Source organism: Panacibacter ginsenosidivorans, assembly GCF_007971225.1.
GTDB classification, from domain to species: Bacteria; Bacteroidota; Bacteroidia; order Chitinophagales; family Chitinophagaceae; genus Panacibacter; species Panacibacter ginsenosidivorans.
This window is the reverse complement of the sequence record NZ_CP042435.1, coordinates 322992-347865: the sequence shown is the minus strand read 5'-3', so window position 1 is coordinate 347865 and position 24874 is coordinate 322992. Positions and strand designations below refer to the sequence as shown.

Sequence of the window (24874 nt, the reverse complement as noted above, 5' to 3'; positions counted from 1 at the left end):
AAGAAGGATATAAAAAGTTAAACAGTTAATATAATATTTTGTGATTTTATTGCATACTATAAACAGTACGCTAATCGTTCAAAAACTTTCCAAAAAGAAAAAGGTCTCATATTTATTTTAATAAAAGATATTATTAGTGTTATATCAGTTTTTATTCCTGCTTTAAAAAATTGCATAGTTATTTTTTTAAAACTGTTTTCAATCCATTGTGTTTAATATCTTATTTTCTTCTTTTTTATATCTGAAAATGTCAATTATAAAAAGTGTCTAACTTAAAGCGCAGGAATAAAGTATTAAATTCCTATAAAACTGATAGATTATATAGGTTTAATTCTTATGTTTGTTATAGATAACTCTGATATCTTTAGAACTAACACTCAAAAATGAACCTATGATTTCAAAATTGAATTCAACAGAGGTTTTATATTTCCTTATCATAGTGAGTATTGTATTGATTGCTGCACGCTTGCTTGGTGAGATATGCAGGAAATTTAAACAGCCTCCTGTTGTAGGTGAAATACTTGCCGGTATTATCATTGGGCCTTCCTTACTGGGCTCAGCATTTCCTGATCTTTTTAAGGAAGTGTTTATTGCAAATCCAAGAGCTTACGGTGCTTTTGATGGTCTTGCAAATATTGGTGTTATCATGCTGATGTTTATTGCTGGTGCCGAAGTTGACCTTAAACAAATACGTGCACAGGGAAAACAAGCTGCTTCTATAAGTTTTATGGGTATTGCATTTCCTTTTGCGCTTGGGTTTCTTTGTATATGGTTTTTTCACGATTATATTTTCAATGTTCCTTCAACAGAAAGATTAATACCTGCTTTATTTTTTGGAACAGCGCTTTCTATTACTGCTTTATCTGTGATCGTAAAAATATTACTCGATTTAGATATAATAAGAACAAAAATTGGCGGACTTGTAATTACCGCCTCCATGATCGATGACTTTCTTGGATGGATACTATTTTCTATTATTATACAACTAATGAATGCAAAAGGTGAGACAGCATCTTATTATTCAATTGGTATGGTGCTGGTTTTTGTGGGTTTCATGATAACGATTGGCAAGTGGCTGGTAAACCAGATCCTTGCTTTTGTTGACAAGAATCTTGGTGGTCCGGCAAGCATACTTACCGCAGCTATGTGTCTTTGTATGCTCGGTGCTGTTTGTACAGAATATCTTGGCATCAGGGGAATCTTTGGTGCATTCATGATGGGTATTGCATGTGGCGATTCAAAACATTTCAGCCATAGCATTCAAAATTTATTTCAGCATTTTATTGTAAGCGTTATTGCCCCGCTATTTTTTGCATCAGTAGGTTTAAGAGTAAATTTCGTTGCCAATTTTGACCTATCTGTGGTATTGATAATATTAGGTATTTCCTGTGTTGCAAAAATTGTTGGTGCGGGCATTGGAAGCCGCATGGGTGGGCTTAATAAAAATGAATCGCTTGCTATTGCATTTGGTATGAATGCACGTGGATCGCAGGAGATAGTGCTTGGTATGGCTGCATTGCAGGCAGGCATTATTGATGAAAGAATATTTGTTGGCCTTGTTGTTATGACAATGGTAACCATTCTTGTTGCGGGGCCACTTATGAAATTTTATCTGGAAAAAGATCTAAAAGAAAAAGAGCTTCCGGATACAGAAGACGAAGTAGTTATAATGATTGATAAGCCTGAGATTATCATGTCGAAAAATTGAAAGATTGTTTTTATGTGGCCATCTTTGGCACTTCTATGAAGCTTTTGTTGCGTCGCACACTTGTACTTAAGAATGTAATTCAATAATAAAGGATCCTTCAATTTTGTTCATCCGACTTCATAAAGTACAAGTGTGCGACGCAACGATGTTTAATACTTACTCAAATGCGCGGCCCGAAATTTTAAAAACAAAAGCCACAACATTATTTGTTGTGGCTTTTTTAAAATAAGCGTAATATATTTAGAAAGTATAACGAACGCCAGTTCCACCCCATCCAGCCTCAAAATAATTGTACCCAACAAAATTGAAAGAAGGCTGCCAGTCAACAAAGATATTTATAGGTACGGCCTTAAACTTGTAATCAAGACCACCAACGCCATCTATGCCGATGGCAATACCTGCATCTCTTACCGGGTAATCTTTTTTCCATTTATCATTCCAGAAACCAACATGAATACCGGGCCCGGCATACCATTTCAATCCGTCAATACCTGGTATGTCTCCATGAAATTCATACAAGCCTGTGGCTCTTGAACCATAGTTCCAGAAATATGCAATACCTTCCACAGCTCTGTTTTCTTTTAGAAAATGTTTGAAAGTTATTCCGGCAGGGTATATTTTAATTCCAATGGCATTCTCATAAGTACTGCCTGTGCTTTGCGCTTTTGATACTGATAAAATTGTGGTAAGTATAATTACTGATAAGATTATTTTTTTCATTCTGATGTTTGTTTTGAAGTGAAAAAATTATGACAACAAAAGATTAAAAAGTATAACGAACAGCTATACCACCGTACGATGGTGTAAAGCCCGCAGAGCCTACCAGTGTTACGGCTGGCTGCCAGTCAACACTTACATTGACAGGGATGTCTTTAAATTTATAATCAAAACCAATAATTCCATCCACACCAAAATCTGCACGGCTGTTATAATCTTTTTGATAATTATCTTTCCAGAAACCAATATGTACACCCGGGCCAACAAACCATGCAAGCCCTTCAACATTTTTAAAACTGTAAAAATTAAATTCGTACAAAGCGCTTGCCCTGTAACCTTTATTCCATAAGGTTAACTGCGCTTCCACATTATTAGTCTCTGTAAGAAATTGTTTATAAGTAGCAGAAAAACCACCGGGTACTTTTACGCCAATTGCACGGCTATAAGTGCTTTGAGCGTTTACAATTGCGGTGCTGCATAGTGCTATAAGGAGGATCAAAAACTTGCGCATAAAAATTGTTTTGCAATACTATGCATGAAACGCACCAGACTACGTCTATGTTATCAAATAACTTGTTAAAGTGTTTTTATCCACAGTCGCGAGTTTTAGAACCTGGCTAAGAATATGATTGAGCTTTTGTTGCGTCGCACTCTTGTACAAACTGAATGCGTTTGAACAGTAGGTTTATTTTGCGCTGAAAAATAAGCTTGCTAAAACTGATTTATTGATGGCCCGCTAATAGTGTCTTACTTAAACCGGTAAGCTGCTCTTAATGTAATCAATTTATTTTTATCAGAAGATACTGCTGCGCCTTTTAGAACAGGTCTTACACCTGCCTGGTATTGCATACTAAAGGAGATTTTTTTTGCATTGTAGCTGATGCCTGCAATGTATCTTATATCCAACTTATGGGGATCGATCATATTATTGTATACAGGAGCTGCTGACGGTATTGGAGCTAATGTGCCCACATCAGTTACGCGTATCCTGTTACTATCAAAGTCATATGGATCAAGAGAGGTTTTGGTTTTTGTACTTAAGAGGCGAGAAAACTGCACACCGCTTTGTACAGATATTTTACTGGTCAATTTTATACCGGCAGTTAATGAAAGATCGGCATAAGATAATTTTTGATAATTGAGCTTTTCATTGTATCTGCTTACATCTGCAGATGTGTCATTTAGATAAACTGTTCTTTTAATGCCATTTGCATTTGAGCCCACCGGAGCAAATAAAGCTAAAGATGCAGAGACAAAAAAACGTGGTACAAACTGGTATTGTAATTCTGCAAAAGGATAGGGTTGTAATGCATGCGTAGTATTGCTTAAAGAAATATTTTCAGCCAGGCCACCATTCAAATACCATTTTTTATAAACAGTTTTTGCTGATTTTTTTTGTTCACTGCTTTGTGCAGTAGTTTTTTCTTCTTTATTATCCGTTTTAGTAGTAATACTGCTTATAGTATCTTTATTAATGAGGGGGTTGTTAAGCGTTACTTCATTAGATTTCGTTTTGTCGCCATATATATTTACTAAAATATCGTTTGGAGTGTTGGAATTATATGAATCAATAACTGCATCATTAAATCCTGCTGAAGTCATTTGGTTTCCTATAGGATGGTTTACATATCTATGCTGTGCGGTAGTTGCTTTTATCTTGTTATTAGTATTTTCGTCTTGCGTTGCTACAACATGCTTCTTTGCTTTTGATATAATATTATGTTTAAAAACAGATGTTTCATTACCGTGCACTAAATAATTTTTTAAAGGCAAGGCTGTTGTTAGGAAAATGATTGTTGTTAATACTCCTGTTATAAAAAAAATATACCGGCGTGGTTTTCTTTTTGATAATAGCGGCATGTCAGCATTAAGCAATTGCTGCATTTGTTGCCAGCCTTCTTCAGCAGAAATAGAAGGCTGACCATCTGCCTCTTGATCAAAGAAATAATATCGCAGGTCGTCACTCATGTTTTTGCCAGTTTTTTTGGGTTGTTTAACTGCAGGCTTACCCTTAGTCTTTTACGTGCTTCTGAAAGATGCCAGCGGCTCGTTGTTTCTGTAATATCCAGGTGCTGTGCAATTTCTTTGTGCGTATAGCCATCAAACGCAAACAGGTTTACAACAGTCCGTGTAATATTGGGAAGAGATTGTAAGTGTTGCATCAGTTCATCATGCTTCCATTGATACTTTAAAGCAAAATCCTCATCTCCAGGCTCTTCTATATGGTCTATATGTACCACTCTTATATCTTTTTTCTGGCTGCGTAAATAATCAATAGCGGTATTAATTACAATTGTTTTAAGCCATGATTTAAAATGACCCAACGTTTCGCGGTAGTGTACTATATTTTTAAAAACTTTCAGGAAAGCATCATTTACTATACTTAAAGAAGCATGCGGATCTCCTGCATATCTTTGGCAAAGGCGAAACATATCTGTATAAAAATATTTATACAGTTTTTCCTGGGCAGCTCTTTTATTCTCCCGGCATTCTTCCAATATTACCAGTAATTCCTCCTGCGTCAAAGTATTGATTGTTTAAAGGCGCTGCAAAATTGAATAAATAATACAGAGCCTTTCAAATTATTTTTTAAATGAAATTGTTTTTGTGATTTTATTAGCAGGAACAAGACTGTCTATATAAGTCACCTTTAAAACAGAATCATTCAGCGTAAGCACTTTCCATGAAATATATTTTGAAGCCGGCGTTATTACGGCCAGCTGAACAGAGTCATTATTCAGGTCATAGCCCCAATAACCTTTACTATAATAAAAATTAGTTGAATCGCATTTGAGTGTACCATCCTGCAATTCAAAAACACCATTTGACCCAAAAAGTGTAAGGTCATCATTCATGCATGATAATAATATACTGCTGTCACCGGAGCCTGTTTTTTTGGGTACGGTTATCTCATTTATTTTCCAATTGGTTTGAATAAGTTTTTGAATTTTTTCTGGTAATGGCGCAGGGTCGGGGGTATTACAAGCCAATAGCAATAGAATAGAGCTTAGAGAAATAATAGCAAGCGCTAACAAGTTTTGCTTTTTCATATTAATAATCAGAAAGTTTTAAAAATGTAACTGCGATATAATACTATACGTCTTACCAAAAGAGAATGTTGGGTTTGATTTCTTTTTCATCCGAAAATCTTTCATTAGGCTTCGTTGTGTCACTCACTTGTGCAGATAGTTACTTCATTCAGCTTTTATAAATAAGTGCAACACATACAGAATATTCTTCAGTTCATACAACAGCACTTGTTTACCTGGCACAGAACCATACAATTTGCAGCTCATAATATCTGCGCTATGAAATACAGTTCATATATCATCATTACATTGCTCGTGTTTGCAGGTAGTTGCAAAAACAAAGATATTGCAGGTCCTACACCTTTACCTGTAGGCGAGCCTGTAGATACACAAACGGTTCTTTTGAAAGACATGATTATACGGAACCTTCCATCGCCTTACTATCATTTTGAATATGATGATTCGGCTTTTATTACAACAGTAAATTATCAGAGCAGTGCAGGCGTTTACACCTTATCGTATTTAAATGGACGCATAATCCAGATTCAAAATAATACAGCGGTTAATAAAGAACGCTTACAATATGTATATGAAAATGGTAAGGTCATAAAAATTAATTATATAAATGAAGCCGGGATTATTTTTAAAGAAAGTATTTTCTCTTATAATGATTCTAAGCAACTCATTAAAGTAGCATGGAACATTATTGAAACAAGCAGCCGAATTATTCCGGAAAGAACTTTGCAACTGGAGTATTACACAGATGGCAATCTTTCGAAACTTATCGATCACCGGATTGAAATACCTGATAAACAGGCAGAATCATTTTATATTGACACTTATGAAAATTATGACAGCAATACGAATGCAGATGATTTCTCTTTATTGCATAAATCAGGCGATCACCTAATATTGTTACCCGGAATAGTATTGCAAAAAAATAATCCATGCAAAGAAACAAGAACCGGCGATGGAATTAATTATGCAATTACATACAGGTATACTTACCAAAATAAACTTCCGGTAAAAAAAGATGGAGACATGGTATTCTTAAATGGCGATAATATAGGCATGCATAACAACTATAACATATCATTCAGCTATTATTAAAGATATTGTTTCTGCCAAATTGCATTGATACAGCTGAAGAGTGCGACGCAACAAAAGCTTTATAGCAACATACAGCTGACTCCCAAAAATTATATCTGGTAATACAGAAATCGCCTAATTTTTTTGAAAAGAAAATTACCTGTAAATGATAGCATAAAATCAATAATTTTATCGCTTTCAGATTTACAATGGGTAAAAAAATTGCTATTATAGGTGCAGGTATAAGCGGTATGTCTTCTGCATCTTTACTAAAAGAAAACGGGCATGATATTACTATTTACGCCAATGCGTTTTCACCAAACATTACTTCAAATAAAGCCGCAGCGTTTTGGTTTCCTTATCATATCCGAAACGATAAGCGTGGTATAAATTGGTGCAGGCAAACCTATATGGTTTATACTGAAATGGCAAAGCGTTCTGAGACCGGTATCAGTATGCGAAAGCTCATCAAAGTACAGCGAAAAGGAATGGAGGATGGAGAACCGGTGTGGATAGATTTTATGCCAAAAGGCAGTATGCGCATGATGCACGCATATGAACTTCCAGAAGATATTGCTATTGGCTACGAAGTGCAGGTGCCACTTATAGAAACGCAAATATTTTTGCCTTTTCTGCAAAAAAAATTAACCGCAGATGGCGTAAAATTTATTCAACAGGAAATAAAAGGTTTTACTGAGCTTACAAATGATTATGACTTTGTCATCAATTGTTCAGCACTGGGATCAAGATCATTATGTAACGATACTTCCATAATTTCTGTGCGTGGACAGGTAGCATTACTTTCACCATTACATGATATGCATCTATATCTTGACAATGAAAAGCCATTGTATATCGTACCCCGTAAAGATGCCATTATTATTGGCGGTACTTATGAAGAACACGTGGAGCAGGAACAAACAGAACCTGTAACCATACACCGCTTGCTGAATAATGCTTATGAAACATTTCCATTTTTAAAAGAGCAAAAAGTATTGGGTAGCTGGGCGGGATTGAGGCCATATAGGCCCGAAGTAAGAGTGGAGCATGAAACAGAAACCAATATCATTCATAATTATGGGCATGGCGGAAGTGGCTTTACACTTGCATTTGGTTGCGCAGCAGAAGTAGCGAAAATCGTTGAAGGTTTATAAATAAATATTTATGATTATTGTAAGAAAAGCAGAAAGAAAAGATTGCAAAAGGTTACTTGAATTAATAAAAGAGCTGGCTGTTTATGAAAAAGCACCTGATGAGGTTACTGTTGCGCTGGAACATTTTGAAGAAAGTGGCTTTGGCGAAAAACCCGTGTGGTGGGCATTTGTGGCCGAAGAGATAAATGATACAGATAAAAACAAAAATATTCTTGGATTTGCACTTTACTATATTCGTTATTCTACATGGAAAGGGCAGCGCATGTATCTTGAAGACCTTGTTGTTACTGAAGCTGCAAGAGGTAAAGGAATTGGTAAGTTGCTTTTCCATGCGCTTATTGCCGAAGCTAAAGAAAAAAATTTTAGTGGTATTGCCTGGCAGGTGCTAAACTGGAATGAGCCTGCAATAAATTTCTACAAAAAATACAACACTATTTTTGATCCTGAATGGATTAACTGCAGTATACCTGTATAATTTTTTATTTCCATTGCAAAGTAGTGTCCTCTTACTCAATATTAATTTTATTTTTTTGAGCCAGGCTCTATAATATGTGGCATCACCTCTTGCGTCGCACTCTTGTACAACAAAGTACTTTTCAGCTATAATATATTTTTGCTCTTTATAGCTGGTTTTATTTTTCAGCAAAATCTTTATCCTGCAGATGAAAGTATTGCCTCGCAAGAGATGATGCCATGTAAGCAATTGCTGGTATCAAAAAAAATATTATTAGTTTCTTATTGGCTGTCAATACTGTTAAGTATGCGTATTACTTTAAAAGAGTATTAAAATCTTTAATGTGTAAATAAAATTAAAAAGTATAACGTTTACTTTACTGTATAAATCAATGTTCTAAATCAAAAGTTAAACCGGACTCACTGATTGTCTTTCCTTAAATTATTCCAACCTTTATAGTTGGATAAATTTATTTAGTGATGATCGGGATAAAATCCAATTCTTAAACAAAAACCTGTATGAAGAGAGTATTACTCCTCATGGTTCTTGCCATGATTGTCTTCTGTGCAAACGCACAAAATCCCTGGAAGCAAATTAGTCTTACTAGTTCATTCGCAAAAGGAAAAGATGTTTTTCATAAACATTTTAAACCCCAGGCTTATGTTTCATTTCAATTAAATGAATCAGCCATGAGGAAACTCTTACGTAATGCACCTTCAGAAAAAAGTGTTTCATCAGCTACTTCTTCATTTATCATTTCGGTGCCAAATTCAAAAGGGCAAATTGAGCGATTCAGGATTGTGGAAGCCTCTTCTATGGAGCCTGCGTTAGCTGCAAAATTTCCGAATATCAAATCATATGCAGGGCAGGGTGTTGATAACCCTGGCTCCCGTATTCGTTTTGATATGTCCCCATTGGGATTTAATGCAGTGATCATGTCTTCAGAGAGAAAGACTTTTTACATCAGTTCCATAGATCGTTCCAGTCAATCATATATTGTATACGACAGGGAATTAAGAGATGCTAAAAAATTCGGGTTTGAATGTTTATTAGATCAAACAGTAAACAGCGAAGTACAACTAAGCAATGCAATAGGAGGAGGAATTACTGACAAGAATGCAAATACAAATGTATTACGCACTTATAGATTGGCTTTATGTTTAACAGGAGAATATTCAAGAGCTGTGTTGGATGATGTTGCTCCGGGAACTGATACAAGCACAGTAGCATTGAAGAAAGCCATTATATTAGCCGTAGCGAATTCGAATACTACCGAGGCAAATGCAGTCTTTGAAAATGAATTTAATTTAAGATTGGTACTCATATCGAATGAGACAAGTATCATTTATCTTGACGCTACTACTGATCCATTTAGTACATGGACACCAAGTTTTACCACAACAACCTGGAATACTGAAACCCAAAACACTTGTACAAGTGTAATAGGTGATGCGAATTATGATATTGGCCACATGCTTAATTATAATACTGAAAAAAATAATGGCAACGCAGGCTGTATTGGTTGTGTTTGCAAAACACCTTCAGGCTCTATCGGCAAAGGTCGGGGATGGAACATGTACGGAGAATATCAGGGCGACTATCTTATCATAGATTACTGGACGCATGAATTGGGACATCAGTTAGGTGGCAATCATACTTTTACGCATAGCATAGAAGGCACAATAGCACAGGTAGAACCTGGAAGTGCTTCTACAATTATGGGATATGCTGGTATTACGGGTGCTACAGATCTTCAGGCGCACAGTGATCCATACTATCATGCAATTAGTATTCAGCAGATAACCGATTATATTCAAACTGGTTCGGGTAACACTTGTGGTACAACCAGTTCTTTAATCAATAATTTACCTACTGCCAATGCCGGATCAGATTATACTGTACCAAAATCAACACCATTTATTTTAACAGGAACATCAACAGATGCAGATGCAGCAGATGTGCCAACTTATTGCTGGGAACAAATGGATGCATATGGCACAAGTACAAATTCTAATACCTACCCAACATCAACTACTACGAAGGGGCCTGCCTTCAGGTCTTTCTTACCTGTCACCAATACATCCAGATCATTTCCAAGACTTCAGGTTGTACTAGACAGTAATAATACAGGTAAATGGGAAGTATTGCCATCTGTATCAAGAACATTGAACTTTAGATTTACAGTAAGAGATAATCATAGTGGCGGCAGTGCTAATGTCAGTGATGATGTGGTTGTAACTGTTTCCGGCACTACCGGACCCTTTGCAGTTACCTCTCCCAACACAGCAGTTAGTGTAGGTGCCGGAACAACACAAACAATCACCTGGAGTGTTAACAGTACAAACACACTTGCAGCCAATGTGAAAATATCTATGTCAACAGATGGAGGGCAAACATTCCCATATGTTCTTGCCGCCAGTACACCCAATGACGGCACTGAAGCGATTACTGTACCAAATGTAACAAGTGGCGCTTGTCGTATTAAAATAGAAGCAATAGGAAATATCTTTTACGATATATCAAATGTGAATTTCTATGTAGGTTCCTGTGGAACAGCTATAGGGCTGAAAGCATCATCCATCACTAATAGCAGTGCTACACTCGGATGGACAGCCGTAACCGGAGCTACATCATATGATGTAGATTACAGAATATCCCCCTCCGGTGCATGGACAAATGCAGCAACAGCCACTACTTCAACAAGCGTAAATATTACAGGGTTAATGCAAGGAACTCTTTACGACTTTAGAGTAAAAACAAATTGTCCATTAAATAATGGAGATTATGCAACCGCACAGTTTACCAGTTTGTGTAGTGCTACACCAACTGGCCTTACATCATCAAATATTACCAATTCAACTGCAACCCTTAGCTGGACAGCCGTAGCTGGTGCAGCATCTTATAAAGTTGATTACAAATTAAGCTCAGCAAGTATTTGGACTAGGGCTGCAAACGCAACTACTGCTACAACAGTGGACATAGCCAACCTGGTATCAAGTTCTGTTTATAATTTCAGAGTAAGAGCTAATTGCTCATCTGGCAGCACGGCTTATATATCCGGAACAAATTTTACAACATTATGTAGCGCTGCGCCATCAGGCCTGTCTGCATCCTCCATTACCAATTCAGGTGCTATACTCAGTTGGACAGCTTCTGCAGGCGCTTCTTCTTATACTGTGGATTACAAGTTAGCTTCTTCAGGTACCTGGACAAATGCAGCAACAGCCACAACATCAACTTCAGTAACCCTGAGTGGATTATCAACAGGTACAGTATATGATTACAGGGTGAGAGCAAACTGTGCATCAGGCAGTACATCTTATACAAGCGAACAATTTACAACATTGTGTAATGTTGCACCATCAGGTTTATCTGCATCGTCTGTAACAAATAATTCAGCAACCATTAGCTGGTCTGCATCTACAGGTGCAGTAAGCTATGATGTGGATTACAAATTAACATCAACAGGTATCTGGACAAATGCAGCAACAGCAACAACATCAACATCTGTAAACCTAAATAGCTTAACAGCAGGTTCAGTTTATGATTACAGGGTAAGAGCTAACTGTGCTGCAGGTAGTACTTCCTACACTGGCGCGCAGTTTACAACTTTATGTGATATTGCTCCAACAGGCTTATCAGCATCATCCATTACCAATACTTCAGCAACTATAAGCTGGTCTGCATCTTCTGGAGCGGTAAGCTATGATTTCGATTACAAATTAACATCAACAGGCACCTGGACAAATGCAGCAACAGCAACAACATCAACATCTGTAAACCTAAGTGGATTAACTACAGGTTCAGGATATGATTACAGGATAAGAGCAAATTGTTCTTCAGGTAGCACCACATATACCAGTGCACAGTTTACAACATTGTGTAGTACAGCACCGTCAGGACTTGCAGCGTCTTCAATTACCACTTCATCAGCATCAATTAGTTGGAGTTCAGCAACCGGTGCAACAAGTTATGATGTGGATTATAAAGATGCAGCATCAAGTAGCTGGATCAATGCGGCAACAGGCACTACAGCTATCTCTGTAGACTTAAGCAGTTTAAATTATAGCACAGTTTATGACTGGAGAGTGAAAACGAATTGCGCATCAGGTAGTAGTGCTTATTCAACCTCACAGTTCACCACCGCCACACCGGTATGTAATGACCCATCAGGCCTTGTATCATCAGCCATTAGTTCATCAACAGCGACTATTAGCTGGAGTGCCGTAACAGGAGCAGCAAGCTATGATATAGATTATAAAGATGCGGCATCAATCAACTGGGTCAATGCTGCAACAGGCACCACGGCTACTTCCGTTAACTTAAGCAGCTTAAATGCTAATACCACCTACGACTGGAGGGTGAGAACAAACTGTATATATGGCAATACCAGCAATTACACTACTGCACAATTTACCACATTAATAGCAGTAGGTTGCGGTGTGCCGGTAACATTAACTACCACCAATATTACAGCTTCATCAGCCACCTTCAATTGGACTGCAGTAAGCGGAGCACTTGGTTATACAGCAGGATACCGTGCCACCAATACACAAAACTGGATTAATGTAGCCTCAGGTACCACAGCCACTTCAGTAAATGTCAGCGGTTTACTAAGCGAGACAAATTATGAATGGCGTGTAAAAGCTGTATGCGCATCAGGTAGCAGTGCTTATAATACTACTTCATTTACCACAAGTGCAACCTGCCCCGGCAAATTCGATACTACTGCAAATAATAATAATTTTGCTACAGCAGTGGATATACCATTCAGTACAGATGTGTATGGAACCATCAATGCATCAGGCGATGTGGATTATTACAAACTTACTATCCCTGCACCAGGTCCTATAACGGTAACACTTACCAATCTGCCTGCAGATTATAATATCTATACTTATAATGTCAATCAGAAGTTCACCGGCAGTTCCATAAATACCGGCACAGCAAATGAAAGCATCACAATCACAGTCGCCAAAGGCACACATTATATTAAAGTAGCCGGTGCCAATGCAAATGAATACAATGCATCAACCTGCTACACCTTAAGAGCCGTTCAGGGCACAGGCCCAAGCAGTAAAGATGCATCATCGCTTATTGCACAACAAAGCAAAAGCGGCATGAAGGTGTATCCAAATCCGGCGCACACGATCATAAATATAGCAACCACAAAAATGCCGGAACAATCTGTCATCAAAATAGCGGATGTATACGGCAGAACCATCATGCAGCAAAAAGGCGCAGCAAACACTAAGATCGATGTAAGCAGGCTCACCGCAGGCAGCTATTTTGTAACCGTCATCACTAAAGAAGGCAGTATTATCTATAATACAAAATTTGTGAAATATTAACTTTAAGCTTGATCTTTAAACAGGGCCATCGTGATTCCTCACGATGGCTTTATTGTTTGAAATGGACTATAAAAAATATCAATGAGCAAGATTGCTTCTAAACCAATCCTGCTGTGATCTTGCTGCTTGTTCCGCTATAATCTCTTTTGCTATTTTCTTCTGTGCATTTTTAAGTGCACGACCTATCATAGGATGCTCGAGAGATTCATTTTCCTGCATGCCTAAATTCGTCAGCAACACAGTTATATTTTCTCCACCAAAATATTTAAAGAGTGGTTCATCAAGTGCACTGTAAACAATTGCTTCCTGCAATCCCAATGATAAAAACAATTGTTGCTCTTTCAGGGAAAGTGGGTAATGTTCTGCAAAAATTATCTTCCTTTCATGTATATATACTTTTGATGCCTGCCGGTACATAATTACTTCAGCATTTATAGCATGCTGCCCGAAAAAAGATTGCAGTTGCTGTAGCGTTTCTTCAAACCAGCATATAAAGATTACATCTGTTTTTGCTTTTACTAAATCTATGCATGCATTCATCTTTGCGTTAGATGACACCCAAACATGATCTGCAATCTTTATTGCAGGCATTTTGTCTTTTTTACCAAATAGAGAAAACATAAAAGGAGTTTATATTTTTTTGTTACCGGCAATATAACTTGTAGCATCATTCCTTGCGTCGCACACTTCATCTGCAACACTTTAATGATCTGATGTGAACTATATGCTCATCACTAAATCAACACTTAAATATATGCGTAACAACTTAGTGAACTTTTAAATAAGGATCGATTTACTTAATAAGGTTTTAAAGACGCAAAAGAATTATAGCATTTTTTAAATTCCATTATAAAAATTCAGTTTTAATTTTACAAAGCTTGAATTTAATCCGCCTAAGTACTTTAAACTTTTAAAAACGTACCCTTATGAAGAAGAGTTTCCTGCTCTGCTTTCTTTTTATTTGTTGTATTTTATCCAATAAATTATTAGCTCAAACAACTGATAGCAGTTCAACAAACGTCAATGCCTCTTATTCTGTAACATCCGGTGTGAAAATATATCCAAACCCTGTACGGGATGTGCTGCAAATTGAAGGTCTTGATCCTTCCGTTAAAAATATGATTTCAGTTTCATCATCTTATGGAAGAATTATTTTTCAAAGCCGTTCATCAGGTTCAGGAAGTTATTCTGTAAATGTTGGGAAACTAAAACCGGGCTTATATTATGTAACAATAAAGCAAAAAGACAATAGTATTCTATTGAGATTTTTAAAGGAATAAAAATCAAGGGATAGATTTTTATGTCAAAACAAGCACTGCTAAATAATGGTGGTGCCTTTTTTTGTTGAAGCAAGCACAGGAGTAAAAGAGTGCGACGCAACGGTTGCTTAATAGTAGCATTGTGCCCAGGTTCAAAAAATTAGCCTTGTCTTTAAGAACCAGTTAGCTAATTTTGACGTTTAGCAAACTATTATGGCGAAAAAGAAAGTTGAAACAGCTGCAACAATTGGTGTGCGGCATGAAGAAGTGATTGAAGTGATTGGCGCAAGAGAACATAACCTGAAAAACATTGACATCACTATTCCCAAAAATAAGCTGGTTGTTTTTACAGGTGTTAGCGGCAGCGGAAAATCTTCGTTGGCTTTTGATACCATTTTCAATGAAGGGCAGCGTCGCTACATGGAAAGCTTTAGTGCGTATGCAAGACAATTCATTGGAGATATGGAAAGGCCGGATGTAGATAAGATAACAGGTTTATCTCCGGTGATTTCTATTGAGCAAAAAACCACTAATAAAAATCCCCGGTCCACTGTTGGCACAGTTACAGAAGTGTATGATTTTTTGCGTTTGTTATATGCAAGAATAGGAGAAGCATATAGCTACAACACCGGAAAGAAAATGGTGAAGTTTAGTGAAGAGGAAATTGTAGAAAATATTTTTCAGAAATTCAAAGGCAAAAAAATAACATTACTTGCCCCGTTGGTGCGTGGTCGCAAAGGTCATTACCGTGAATTGTTTGAAGACATTCGAAAGAAAGGTTTTGTAAAAGTGCGTGTGGATGGTGAAGTGAAAGATATTACAGCCCGTATGCAGGTTGACCGTTATAAGATTCATGATATTGAAGTTGTAATCGACCGCTTGAAAGTTGAACAGGAATTTAAAGTACGCATCAGTCAGAGTGTACAGCAGACTTTAAAAATGGGAAAAGACCTGATGTTTTTGCTGGTGAATGAGGATGATAATGTGGTGCAATATTCAAAACAACTAATGTGCCTCGATACAGGCATTAGTTATGAGGAGCCATCACCTAACGCGTTCTCATTTAACTCTCCCTATGGTGCCTGTCCAACCTGCAAAGGCCTGGGAAGCGTATTTACCATAGATATGAATGAAGTTTTACCAGATCAATCTAAAACGGTAAGAGAAGGTGGTATTGTGCCTTTGGGAGAAGAGAGAGATGCAAGTGTATTTCAACAGGTGGTGGCATTTGCAAAAAAGTATAAGATAAGATTAGATGTACCAATAAGAGACTTACCAAAAGAACAATTAGACCTGCTTTTGTTTGGCGATAAAAATATTAATGCTTCATTAGAAGTAGACACGGATGACGAAACTGTTCCACATGAATATACAGGAAGTTATGAAGGCATTATCCCTATGCTTAAAAGGTGGTTCTCTTCTTCTTACAGTACAGAGGTGCTGAGAGAGTGGGTGCAGAAATACATGATATTGAAAAATTGTCCAACTTGTAACGGCGCAAGACTAAAGAAAGAAAGTTTGTGGTTTAAAATAGATGAAAAGAATATTTCTGAGTTGAGTGAAATGAATCTTGATAAACTGATGATCTGGTTCAATGGAATCGAAAAAAGGTTGAGCAATAAACAGAACACCATTGCAAAAGATGTTCTTAAAGAAATAAGAGAGCGGTTACAATTCTTATTAGATGTTGGGTTGACTTATCTTTCTGTTAATCGTCCATCAAGAACATTGAGTGGCGGCGAAAGTCAGCGCATAAGACTTGCAACCCAAATAGGATCACAATTGCAGGGCATTACTTATATTCTTGATGAACCTTCTATTGGATTGCATCAAAGAGATAATCATCGTTTGATAACAGCATTACAAAATCTTCGCGATATTGGTAACAGTGTATTAGTTGTTGAGCATGATAAGGACATCATGATGGCATCAGATTATCTTGTGGATATTGGTCCTAAAGCCGGTAAACATGGCGGTGAGATCGTTGCAGCAGGAACACCGAAAGAAGTGATGCAATCGAATTCAGAAACATCACAATATTTAAGTGGTAAGAAAAGTATTGCAGTGCCTAAAGAAAGAAGAAAAGGCAATGGCAAAACACTTGAACTAAAAGGCGCAAAGGGTAATAATCTTAAAGATGTTTCTGTGAAATTTCCATTAGCTAAATTCATCGTGGTTACGGGAGTCAGTGGGAGTGGTAAATCAACATTGATCAATGAAACGCTTTATCCATTGCTGGCCAAGCATGCTTATAATTCACGTTATGCTGTTATGGAGTATAAAAGTGTAAAAGGTTTGGAACATCTTGATAAAGTAATTGAAATAGACCAGAGTCCTATTGGTCGAACACCACGCAGTAATCCCGCTACTTATTGTGGGTTCTTTACGGAGATAAGAACTTTATATGCATCTGTTCCTGAAGCAAAGATCCGAGGTTATAATGCTGGCCGTTTTTCATTTAATGTAAAAAGTGGCAGATGCGAAGTTTGTGAAGGCAGTGGCATGCGTGTGATTGAAATGAATTTCTTACCAGACGTATATGTGCACTGCGAAAAATGCAATGGCAAACGTTATAACCGCGAAACCTTAGAGATCCGTTATAAAGGAAAATCTATCAGCGATGTACTGAACATGACGGTCGATGAAGCCTGTGAATTTTTTCAGCCCGTACATTATCTCTATCGTAAAATAAAAGTGTTACAGGATGTTGGGCTTGGTTATATAACGCTTGGTCAATCTGCTGTAACATTGAGTGGTGGCGAGGCGCAACGTGTAAAGCTTGCAACAGAGCTTGCGAAAAAAGATACCGGTAAAACATTTTATATTCTTGATGAACCCACTACAGGATTACATTTCCAGGATATACAGCATTTGCTTGATGTATTGAATAAACTTGTCGATCGTGGTAATACTGTGCTAGTAATTGAACACAATCTTGACGTGATAAAAGTAGCCGATCATATTATAGATCTTGGTCCTGAAGGTGGCGATGGGGGTGGCAGAATTTTATTTGAAGGCACACCGGAAGAAATGATCAATAATAAAGAAAGTCATACGGCGAGATTTTTGAAATTAGAATTGAAATAAATTTCATTCCAAACACAGCTCCATATATTTACTAAAGTACAAGAGTGCGACGCAACAAAAGCTCCATATTTTGTGTGCAGGCGGGCTAAAAAAAATAAAAGGAATTATAATTTGGGATAGTAGATGTATAATTTCTTATCGAGCCTGATACTAAGCCTGAGATAAAAAGTGGTGTAGCTGTCTTTATCTGTATTATCAGCTTTAAGAATATCTGGTCTAACCTTCTCCGGTTTTCTGGATCTGGCGTATAATTGTTTTGCAACTGCAGCTTTTTCAGGCGTGAAATATTTATCGAATAAGGTAGGATCTATATAAGTAGTGCTGATATCATCCATATAATCCGTAAAGGTCTTACGTATCATCCAGCCTGCAGATAAGCCAAAGCGGTTATTAAAATAATATTTTACACCAACATTGATCGGAATGAATAAAACGGTACGTGCATACGGCTTTCTGTCTGGATACTCCTGAAACCCTTCGCCTTCGAGTCTGAGTGGTTGTAAAGCATACCAATGACCATCCAAATTAGCTTTAGGATTGAAATGCATCACACCAAGACCTGCACTTATATATGGGTTGAATCTGAAAAGCTCCATCCTGTTATGGTAAAGGTGCATAATAGGATACCAGGTATAAGTTCCGGTAGCTTCTATTACATTCGATTTAAAACTAAGATTGCGCCAGTAACGCCAACGCTCCATGTCGCCGGTATTATTTATAAGGCTGTCTGCACCGGTAATCATGGCAAAATTAATACCCAGATTTACTGCCGAATAATTGTTGATATTGTACGTACAGGATGCCCCTGCCAATATCCTGTTTACATCAAACATATAATCCTTAAGGCCGTCGCGGCCAATGCCTTTATTACCACCTAAATCTCCCAGGAATTGGTTGGCTCCTACAGAAACATCAATTTCCCAGTAATTGGTTAAGTCTCTTAACCCATCCAAATCATACGTTTTTTGAGAAAAGGTATAGGCTGACGTAAGCAAAAGGAAACTAATAGCAGTTAGTATTTTTTTACACAGTCCGTGCATACGTGCAAAATAGTATGTTTTAATTGGTTGTGCTCTATAAACGTATTAATTCTCGTATAAATTATTCAACAGGCTCAAAAATCATTTCAATATGTTCAATATCATCTTCCAGGTAAATATCGCTGCATTGAACAAAGCCCAATGATTCATAGAATTTCTTCAGGTATAACTGTGCACCAATTTTTATTCTTGTCTTACCAAAAAGCAATCCGCAGTGTTCGATGGCCTTTTGCATAAGTACACGGCCGGTACCGCTTTTACGGTAACCAGCATTTGTAACTACCCTGCCAATGGAAGGTTCTGTATAAGAAATCCCGGGCGGAACTAATCTTACATAAGCCGCCGGCACATCCCCATCCCATCCGCATAGATGATAGCAATGCTGGTCTTTATTATCCATATCAAGAAACACACAATTTTGCTCTACCACAAAAATCTCGCTGCGTAAACGTAAAATAGCATAGAGTTCAAATACAGTAAGATCACGGAATGGCTTGCATTTCCAATAAATCATAGCTGACAATTTTTATTAGCCCGGCGTAAAATTAATAATTAAGCTGCCGTTGCGTCGCACTCTTGTACGCTTTATTCTATATGAAGCATATTCAAACCCAACGCTGATTTAAAAACTCACAACTATCTTTGCGGTTTTAAACACCCCTTTAGGGGATGGGGGCTTCTATAATGCGTAAACTGAGCATGGATGAACTGAGCCGTAAATCAGTAGAAGAATTTAAGGCGGCGAAGAAAAATACGATCATTGCAGTATTAGATAATATTCGCAGTATGCATAATGTAGGAAGTGTGTTCAGAACAGCAGATGCATTTTTACTGGAGGGCATTTGTTTATGCGGTTATACAGCACAACCACCACACAGGGATATTCATAAAACAGCATTGGGTGCAACAGAAACGGTTGATTGGATTCATTTCTCAACTACAATGGAAGCGGTCCGGCAGTTAAAAGAAAGAGGGTATAAAGTTTTTGCTATTGAACAGGCAGAAGGAAGTATTTCATTAGAAAAATTTACTGCTGAACAAGAAGAGAAACTGGCTGTTGTATTTGGTAATGAAGTGGAAGGTGTGAATAGTGACGTTATAAAACTTTGTGATGGTTGTATAGAAATACCACAGTTGGGTATGAAACATTCACTGAATATTTCTGTAGCTGCAGGGATTGTATTGTATAAATTGTCCGAACAAAGACTGGAATTTTTAAAATAGAATTATTGATGAGTACAGTAAAGAATTATTTGAGTTTAGTAAAATTTAGTCATACCATTTTTGCATTGCCTTTTGCAATGATTGGATTTTTTATTGCATTACCATATTCTCAAATTCCAATGCGATATATTGATTATGCTATAAAACCCTTAAGTATAATTCCTTTTGATTGGGCAATCTGGAGACTTATTTTAATTCTTATCTGTATGATAACAGCACGCAGTGCAGCTATGGCTTTCAACCGTTATTTAGACAGAAGTTTTGATGCAAAGAATCCACGTACTGCTATTCGTGAAATTCCAAAAGGTATTATCTCTGCCAACAGTGCACTAAGGTTTGTGATATTGAATTGCGTGTTGTTTATTACCGCTACTTTTTTTATAAATAAAATCTGTTTTTATTTATCACCTGTTGCATTATTTGTTGTATTGTTCTATAGTTATACAAAACGTTTTACACCACTTTGTCATTTAGTGTTAGGTCTCGGTTTATCATTAGCACCAATAGGCGCTTATCTTGCTGTTACCGGCAGGTTTGATGTTTTGCCAATCTTGTTTTCATTAGCTGTAATATGCTGGGTTAGTGGCTTTGATATCATTTATGCTTTGCAGGATATTGAGTTTGATCAATCTCAACAACTCTATTCTATTCCTGCTATGCTTGGTAAATCAAAAGCATTGCGTGTTTCAAAATTATTGCATGTATTAAGCGCTGCATGTGTTATTGCTGCTGGCGTATATGGTGGTTTTAGCTGGTTGTATTGGGCAGGAATAATAGTATTTGTCGGCATGCTCATTTACCAGCATTCTATTGTAAAACCCAATGATCTTAGTCGTGTAAATATTGCTTTCATGACGGCAAATGGTATTGCCAGTGTGGTATTTGGTGTACTAGTAATTGCTGATCTGTTGCTTTTATAAAAGTTGCGTAAGGAATAAAGTGTACAAGAGTGCGACGCAACGATGTTAAATGTATATTCATAAGCCGGGCTCAAAAAAATATTTTTATAAAAATTTATGGCAAGAATACTTTCAATTGATTATGGTGCAAAAAGAACAGGCCTCGCTGTAACTGATCCATTACAGATCATTGCAAGCGGCCTTACTGCTGTTGATACAAAAGACCTGATGCCTTTTCTTAAAAAATATTTCCAGGATGAAATTGTGGAATTAATACTTATAGGTGAACCCAAGAACTGGGATGAAAGCGATACGCATGCCACGCCATTAGTACAGGCATTCATCAAAAAACTACATAAAGAATTCCCCACTATGACTGTGCAAACAGTGGATGAACGTTACACTTCAAAATTGGCGGTACAGGCCATGCACGAGATGGGAATGAAGAAAAAAGACCGCCAAAATAAAAAGAATGTAGACGAAATTGCCGCCACTATTATGCTGCAGGAATACCTGAACCGCCATGTATAATGTGCTTTTTGTTCAACCATTAACAAGCTAAGAATTATATTTGCGGCAATTTTTAATTTAGAAGGTTTTATGATTTTACCCATTGTTGCATACGGAGCAGATGTTTTAAGAAAGAAAGCGTTGGATATAGAACCGGAATATCCTCAACTTGATAAATTGATAGCTGATATGTGGGAAACCATGTATGCCAGTAATGGTGTGGGTTTGGCGGCACCGCAGGTTAATAGGAATATCCGCCTTTTTGTAATGGACAGTGCTCAGATCTTTGAGCACCAGGAAGAAGATGATAAAGGTCAATACCCTGATGAGCCAGGTGTAAAGAAAGTTTTCATTAATGCACATATTGCAGATTTTGGCGGTGATGACTGGAGTTATAATGAAGGTTGTCTAAGCATTCCTAAAATACGCGAAGATATTTTGCGCCCTGAAGAAGTGACTATTGAATATCTTGATGAAAATTTTCAGCCGCACACAGAAACATTCAATGGCATTACAGCCCGTATTATACAACATGAGTATGACCATATAGAAGGTAAATTATTTATTGATTACCTGAAACCATTAAAGAAAAAAATGCTGCAGGGTAAATTAAATGACATTTCCAAAGGCAAGATAAAAGTGGATTATAAAATGGTTTTTCCTAAATGAAATATTGCATCGCTCTTTTAATATCGCTAACCTTTTTTACTTACACCTACGCACAGGATACTACAGTTATATGGGATAACCAGCAGATTACTTTGCCCGAAGCTGTTGTAAAAAATAATCTTGATTATAAAAATATCTTACAGCGCATTAAGAACGATACTACTTTTTATAAGGCATTCCGCAACCTGCACATTATCGAATTCAGTTCTTACAACGATATACGCATGCTTAACAAAGGTGGTAGCGTAAAAGCAAGCTGGGACAGCAAAACAACGCAACATAGAGAAGATAGTTGCCGCACCATGGAGATCATTAACCAGCAAACAACCGGTGATTATTTTGATAAGAAAGGCAATTACAATTATACTACTGCAGAAATGTACGCATCAATTTTTCTTACCAAAGGAAAAGTATGCGGTGAAACAAATATTGTTACAGGCCATGAGTTTGATCTTAGAAATAAATCAGGAATGGAAAAACATAAAGAACAATTAAAGATGTTGTTCTTCGATCCGGGTAAGAAAATTCCAGGCATTCCATTCATTGGTAACAAACTGGATCTCTACGATGATGATGCACACAAGCTGTATGATTACAAACTTGACTTCATTGATTATAAAGGCAGCTTTGCTTATGTGTTTACCATAAAACCAAAAGAAGATCTGGGTATGTTCGGCAGGGATGATATTGTGATGGATGAAATGACAACATGGTTCGATTATAAAACATTTGAAGTGCTTGCACGTAATTATGCACTCAGTTATAAAGTTGGTGTTTACGATTTTGATGTTAACATGCAGGTTGAAATGACAAGAGTGGGAGAGTTGCTTGTGCCAAAAACTTTACGGTATAAAGGAGACTTTGCTGCTTTGTTTAAAAAAAGAGAACGTGGCGAGTTCACTGCCACGTTGTTTGATTTCAAAAGATAAAAATAAGTGCGAAGCAATTGAAAGTATGCATCTAAACTGAAAGCAAAAACGCTGCCGGTGTAGATTTTAAGTAGGAATTTTTTGTAACCGGCTTTCTGTTAAATCTTCAGCTTCTGTTGCGTCGCACTCTTGTACTGTATAAACACTGCGCATCATTTGATGCTGCAGGAATATTTTTTATTTCATGGGATCTTTAGCCAATTGCTTTACCTGTTTGCCTGGCAGATAGATCTGAAACCCTAAGCCAAAACCTATGTTGTTATTAGTAGTTGAACTTCCAAAACCTACAGTAAGGTTATATTTTACTAATGCTTCCAGTGCAATATTCTGATTAAGAAAATAGGAGAGGCCGGGACCAATTCCCACACCAAGTCCGTTAGTGCTTGTTTTTTCTACATTATCTCCTGAAAGATTGGTACCATTGATACCTGCATTTGCTTCTACAAACCATTTGGTGGTTCGTGCAAGGTTAGTTGCTTCAGCGCCAAAATATTTTCTTGCAAAAGCACCCACGCCATAATTAGTTGCAGTAGCTCCCTTTTGTGTGTTGAGACCAAAATTTACTTCAGCACCTAAAAGCATATTGTCTTTAATAAACCATCCTGCTTTGGGGTTCAGGTTTAAACTGAATTGTGTATTACCTTCCTGGAAATTCAAACCAAAACCTGCAAGGTCTGCACCAACCAATACATTTCCTTTTTGTGTTTGTGTAAATGCTGCAGACATAATAAGCAGTGAACATGCAGTAATAATAATTTTTTTCATAAATAGCTTGTTTTACAATAATTAAAACAAGTATTGTTCCATAAGTATTTTATGCCTGAAAACTGGAAAGAAGCAAAGTATTAAGTGTACTATGTGGAATTAGTTCCCCCCGGTTTATAAATTACATTTTATAAACTCCAAAAATATTTTCATTTATATAATTAATGCACCTAATATTCTGTTTAGGAAATACTTGCCAATACTTCTGATTACTTCATCAGAAAAAAATTTGGGCATATTTATCATTCCAATTTTCTTTATTAACAGGCATTATATGCTAAGAATATTTATTACAAGCAAGCCTGAAATAAGAACTACCTTTAAATAATTCAACACATATAATTTATGGGGCGGCAAGTTTTAATAATAGATGATGATACGGATACCTGTAAGTTATTAACCAGGGTCCTTCTAAAAATTGGGTTCTGTGCAGATGCTGCATATACTGCTAAAGAAGGTATTCAGCTTTTCACCCGAAAACACTTCGATATTGTTTTGTGTGACTATAACCTCGGAGATTCAAACGGTCTTGATATATTAATTAAGGTAAAAGAAATAAGCCCGGATACAATTGTGATCATAATGACAGGTTACCTTAATTCCAATATTGAAATGGAATTGAAAGAACATGGAGCATTTGATTATATTACCAAACCAATCTATCCGGAGGTTATTTTAAAAATATTTAAAAATGCTATGGCTTTCGCAAATAATAAGACCGCTGTTAACGGCCAGCAATAAAAAACTCTGCATTAGATAACTAGTTAATAACTTTTATAAACTTCCGCCTTGACACATATAAACTTCAGCTCAATCATACAGAAAGTACAAGAGTGCAACGCGACGAAGTCTTATACCTATTAACCTAAAAGATGATTTTAATCAGCATATTTCCCTATTCGTCATCTTATATTTAATAATTCACGAGCCTGGCTAAAGATTAATGCAAGTTAAACCTGTTCTGAAACCGATTTTTTTGAACATATCTTG

General features: G+C 36.9%; 22 protein-coding genes. 13 read left to right on the top strand and 9 right to left on the bottom strand.

Features of this window, described 5'->3' with window-relative positions; all coding sequences use genetic code 11:
- The first annotated feature begins 391 nt into the window (after nucleotides 1-391).
- On the top strand, nucleotides 392-1708 hold the full coding sequence (locus FRZ67_RS01385; protein ID WP_147187821.1) for a cation:proton antiporter: 1317 nt from the start codon (nucleotides 392-394) through the stop codon (nucleotides 1706-1708).
- A gap of 240 nt (nucleotides 1709-1948) precedes the next feature.
- Here the strand turns inward: FRZ67_RS01385 and FRZ67_RS01380 are convergent, their stop codons facing one another.
- The 5 genes from FRZ67_RS01380 to FRZ67_RS01360 form a co-directional block, all read right to left on the bottom strand.
- Entirely contained in the window at nucleotides 1949-2428 is a 480-nt protein-coding gene (locus tag FRZ67_RS01380) for a hypothetical protein (RefSeq protein WP_147187820.1), read from the bottom strand.
- Nucleotides 2429-2471: 43 nt separating this feature from the next.
- Nucleotides 2472-2936 carry a hypothetical protein gene (locus FRZ67_RS01375; protein ID WP_147187819.1) on the bottom strand — a complete coding sequence of 155 codons (465 nt, stop codon included), beginning with the start codon at nucleotides 2934-2936 and terminating at the stop codon, nucleotides 2472-2474.
- Nucleotides 2937-3172: 236 nt separating this feature from the next.
- Nucleotides 3173-4393: a hypothetical protein gene (locus tag FRZ67_RS01370; protein ID WP_147187818.1), complete on the bottom strand. Its 1221-nt coding sequence runs from the start codon at nucleotides 4391-4393 to the stop codon at nucleotides 3173-3175.
- A complete protein-coding gene (locus FRZ67_RS01365; protein WP_158638278.1) occupies nucleotides 4390-4950 on the bottom strand; it encodes an RNA polymerase sigma factor in 561 nt (186 codons plus the stop codon). The genes FRZ67_RS01370 and FRZ67_RS01365 overlap by 4 nt, the downstream gene beginning before the upstream one ends.
- Before the next feature lie 57 nt (nucleotides 4951-5007).
- A complete protein-coding gene (locus FRZ67_RS01360) occupies nucleotides 5008-5475 on the bottom strand; it encodes a hypothetical protein (protein WP_147187816.1) in 468 nt (155 codons plus the stop codon).
- Between the two features lie 258 nt (nucleotides 5476-5733).
- Between FRZ67_RS01360 and FRZ67_RS01355 the strand changes: the two genes are divergently transcribed.
- The 4 genes from FRZ67_RS01355 (at nucleotide 5734) to FRZ67_RS01340 (ending at nucleotide 13502) form a co-directional block, all read left to right on the top strand.
- Complete coding sequence (locus tag FRZ67_RS01355; protein ID WP_147187815.1) at nucleotides 5734-6564, top strand: hypothetical protein; 831 nt, start codon at nucleotides 5734-5736, stop codon at nucleotides 6562-6564.
- Between the two features lie 188 nt (nucleotides 6565-6752).
- On the top strand, nucleotides 6753-7697 hold the full coding sequence (locus FRZ67_RS01350; RefSeq protein ID WP_147187814.1) for an FAD-dependent oxidoreductase: 945 nt from the start codon (nucleotides 6753-6755) through the stop codon (nucleotides 7695-7697).
- Between the two features lie 10 nt (nucleotides 7698-7707).
- Nucleotides 7708-8172 carry a GNAT family N-acetyltransferase gene (locus FRZ67_RS01345; RefSeq protein WP_147187813.1) on the top strand — a complete coding sequence of 155 codons (465 nt, stop codon included), beginning with the start codon at nucleotides 7708-7710 and terminating at the stop codon, nucleotides 8170-8172.
- A 497-nt stretch (nucleotides 8173-8669) separates the two neighbouring features.
- Nucleotides 8670-13502 carry a fibronectin type III domain-containing protein gene (locus FRZ67_RS01340; RefSeq protein WP_147187812.1) on the top strand — a complete coding sequence of 1611 codons (4833 nt, stop codon included), beginning with the start codon at nucleotides 8670-8672 and terminating at the stop codon, nucleotides 13500-13502.
- A 78-nt stretch (nucleotides 13503-13580) separates the two neighbouring features.
- Here FRZ67_RS01340 and FRZ67_RS01335 read toward each other — a convergent pair whose 3' ends face one another.
- Nucleotides 13581-14123 (bottom strand): hypothetical protein, encoded by a 543-nt coding sequence (locus tag FRZ67_RS01335; protein ID WP_147187811.1) that lies wholly within the window; start codon nucleotides 14121-14123, stop codon nucleotides 13581-13583.
- Nucleotides 14124-14428: 305 nt separating this feature from the next.
- Here FRZ67_RS01335 and FRZ67_RS01330 point away from each other — a divergent pair, with 305 nt between their 5' ends.
- Nucleotides 14429-14782, top strand: a complete 354-nt coding sequence (locus FRZ67_RS01330; protein ID WP_147187810.1) for a T9SS type A sorting domain-containing protein — start codon at nucleotides 14429-14431, stop codon at nucleotides 14780-14782.
- 192 nt (nucleotides 14783-14974) lie between these two features.
- Nucleotides 14975-17848 carry an excinuclease ABC subunit UvrA gene (gene uvrA, locus FRZ67_RS01325; RefSeq protein WP_147187809.1) on the top strand — a complete coding sequence of 958 codons (2874 nt, stop codon included), beginning with the start codon at nucleotides 14975-14977 and terminating at the stop codon, nucleotides 17846-17848.
- A gap of 104 nt (nucleotides 17849-17952) precedes the next feature.
- Here uvrA and FRZ67_RS01320 read toward each other — a convergent pair whose 3' ends face one another.
- Nucleotides 17953-18801 (bottom strand): hypothetical protein, encoded by an 849-nt coding sequence (locus tag FRZ67_RS01320; RefSeq protein WP_147187808.1) that lies wholly within the window; start codon nucleotides 18799-18801, stop codon nucleotides 17953-17955.
- Nucleotides 18802-18949: 148 nt separating this feature from the next.
- Nucleotides 18950-19402: a GNAT family N-acetyltransferase gene (locus FRZ67_RS01315; protein WP_147187807.1), complete on the bottom strand. Its 453-nt coding sequence runs from the start codon at nucleotides 19400-19402 to the stop codon at nucleotides 18950-18952.
- A 155-nt stretch (nucleotides 19403-19557) separates the two neighbouring features.
- Between FRZ67_RS01315 and FRZ67_RS01310 the strand changes: the two genes are divergently transcribed.
- The 5 genes from FRZ67_RS01310 to FRZ67_RS01290 all read left to right on the top strand — a co-directional run bounded on the left by FRZ67_RS01310 (nucleotide 19558) and on the right by FRZ67_RS01290 (nucleotide 23119).
- Nucleotides 19558-20112 (top strand): RNA methyltransferase, encoded by a 555-nt coding sequence (locus tag FRZ67_RS01310; protein WP_225975468.1) that lies wholly within the window; start codon nucleotides 19558-19560, stop codon nucleotides 20110-20112.
- Between the two features lie 8 nt (nucleotides 20113-20120).
- On the top strand, nucleotides 20121-21032 hold the full coding sequence (locus FRZ67_RS01305; protein ID WP_147187806.1) for a UbiA-like polyprenyltransferase: 912 nt from the start codon (nucleotides 20121-20123) through the stop codon (nucleotides 21030-21032).
- 96 nt (nucleotides 21033-21128) lie between these two features.
- Nucleotides 21129-21542 carry a Holliday junction resolvase RuvX gene (gene ruvX, locus FRZ67_RS01300; protein ID WP_147187805.1) on the top strand — a complete coding sequence of 138 codons (414 nt, stop codon included), beginning with the start codon at nucleotides 21129-21131 and terminating at the stop codon, nucleotides 21540-21542.
- 69 nt (nucleotides 21543-21611) lie between these two features.
- On the top strand, nucleotides 21612-22190 hold the full coding sequence (gene def / locus FRZ67_RS01295) for a peptide deformylase (protein ID WP_147187804.1): 579 nt from the start codon (nucleotides 21612-21614) through the stop codon (nucleotides 22188-22190).
- Nucleotides 22187-23119 (top strand): hypothetical protein, encoded by a 933-nt coding sequence (locus FRZ67_RS01290; protein ID WP_147187803.1) that lies wholly within the window; start codon nucleotides 22187-22189, stop codon nucleotides 23117-23119. The genes def and FRZ67_RS01290 overlap by 4 nt, the downstream gene beginning before the upstream one ends.
- Before the next feature lie 177 nt (nucleotides 23120-23296).
- Here FRZ67_RS01290 and FRZ67_RS01285 read toward each other — a convergent pair whose 3' ends face one another.
- On the bottom strand, nucleotides 23297-23884 hold the full coding sequence (locus tag FRZ67_RS01285; protein WP_147187802.1) for an outer membrane beta-barrel protein: 588 nt from the start codon (nucleotides 23882-23884) through the stop codon (nucleotides 23297-23299).
- A 345-nt stretch (nucleotides 23885-24229) separates the two neighbouring features.
- Here FRZ67_RS01285 and FRZ67_RS01280 point away from each other — a divergent pair, with 345 nt between their 5' ends.
- Nucleotides 24230-24625: a response regulator gene (locus FRZ67_RS01280; RefSeq protein WP_147187801.1), complete on the top strand. Its 396-nt coding sequence runs from the start codon at nucleotides 24230-24232 to the stop codon at nucleotides 24623-24625.
- The last annotated feature ends 249 nt before the right edge of the window (nucleotides 24626-24874 follow it).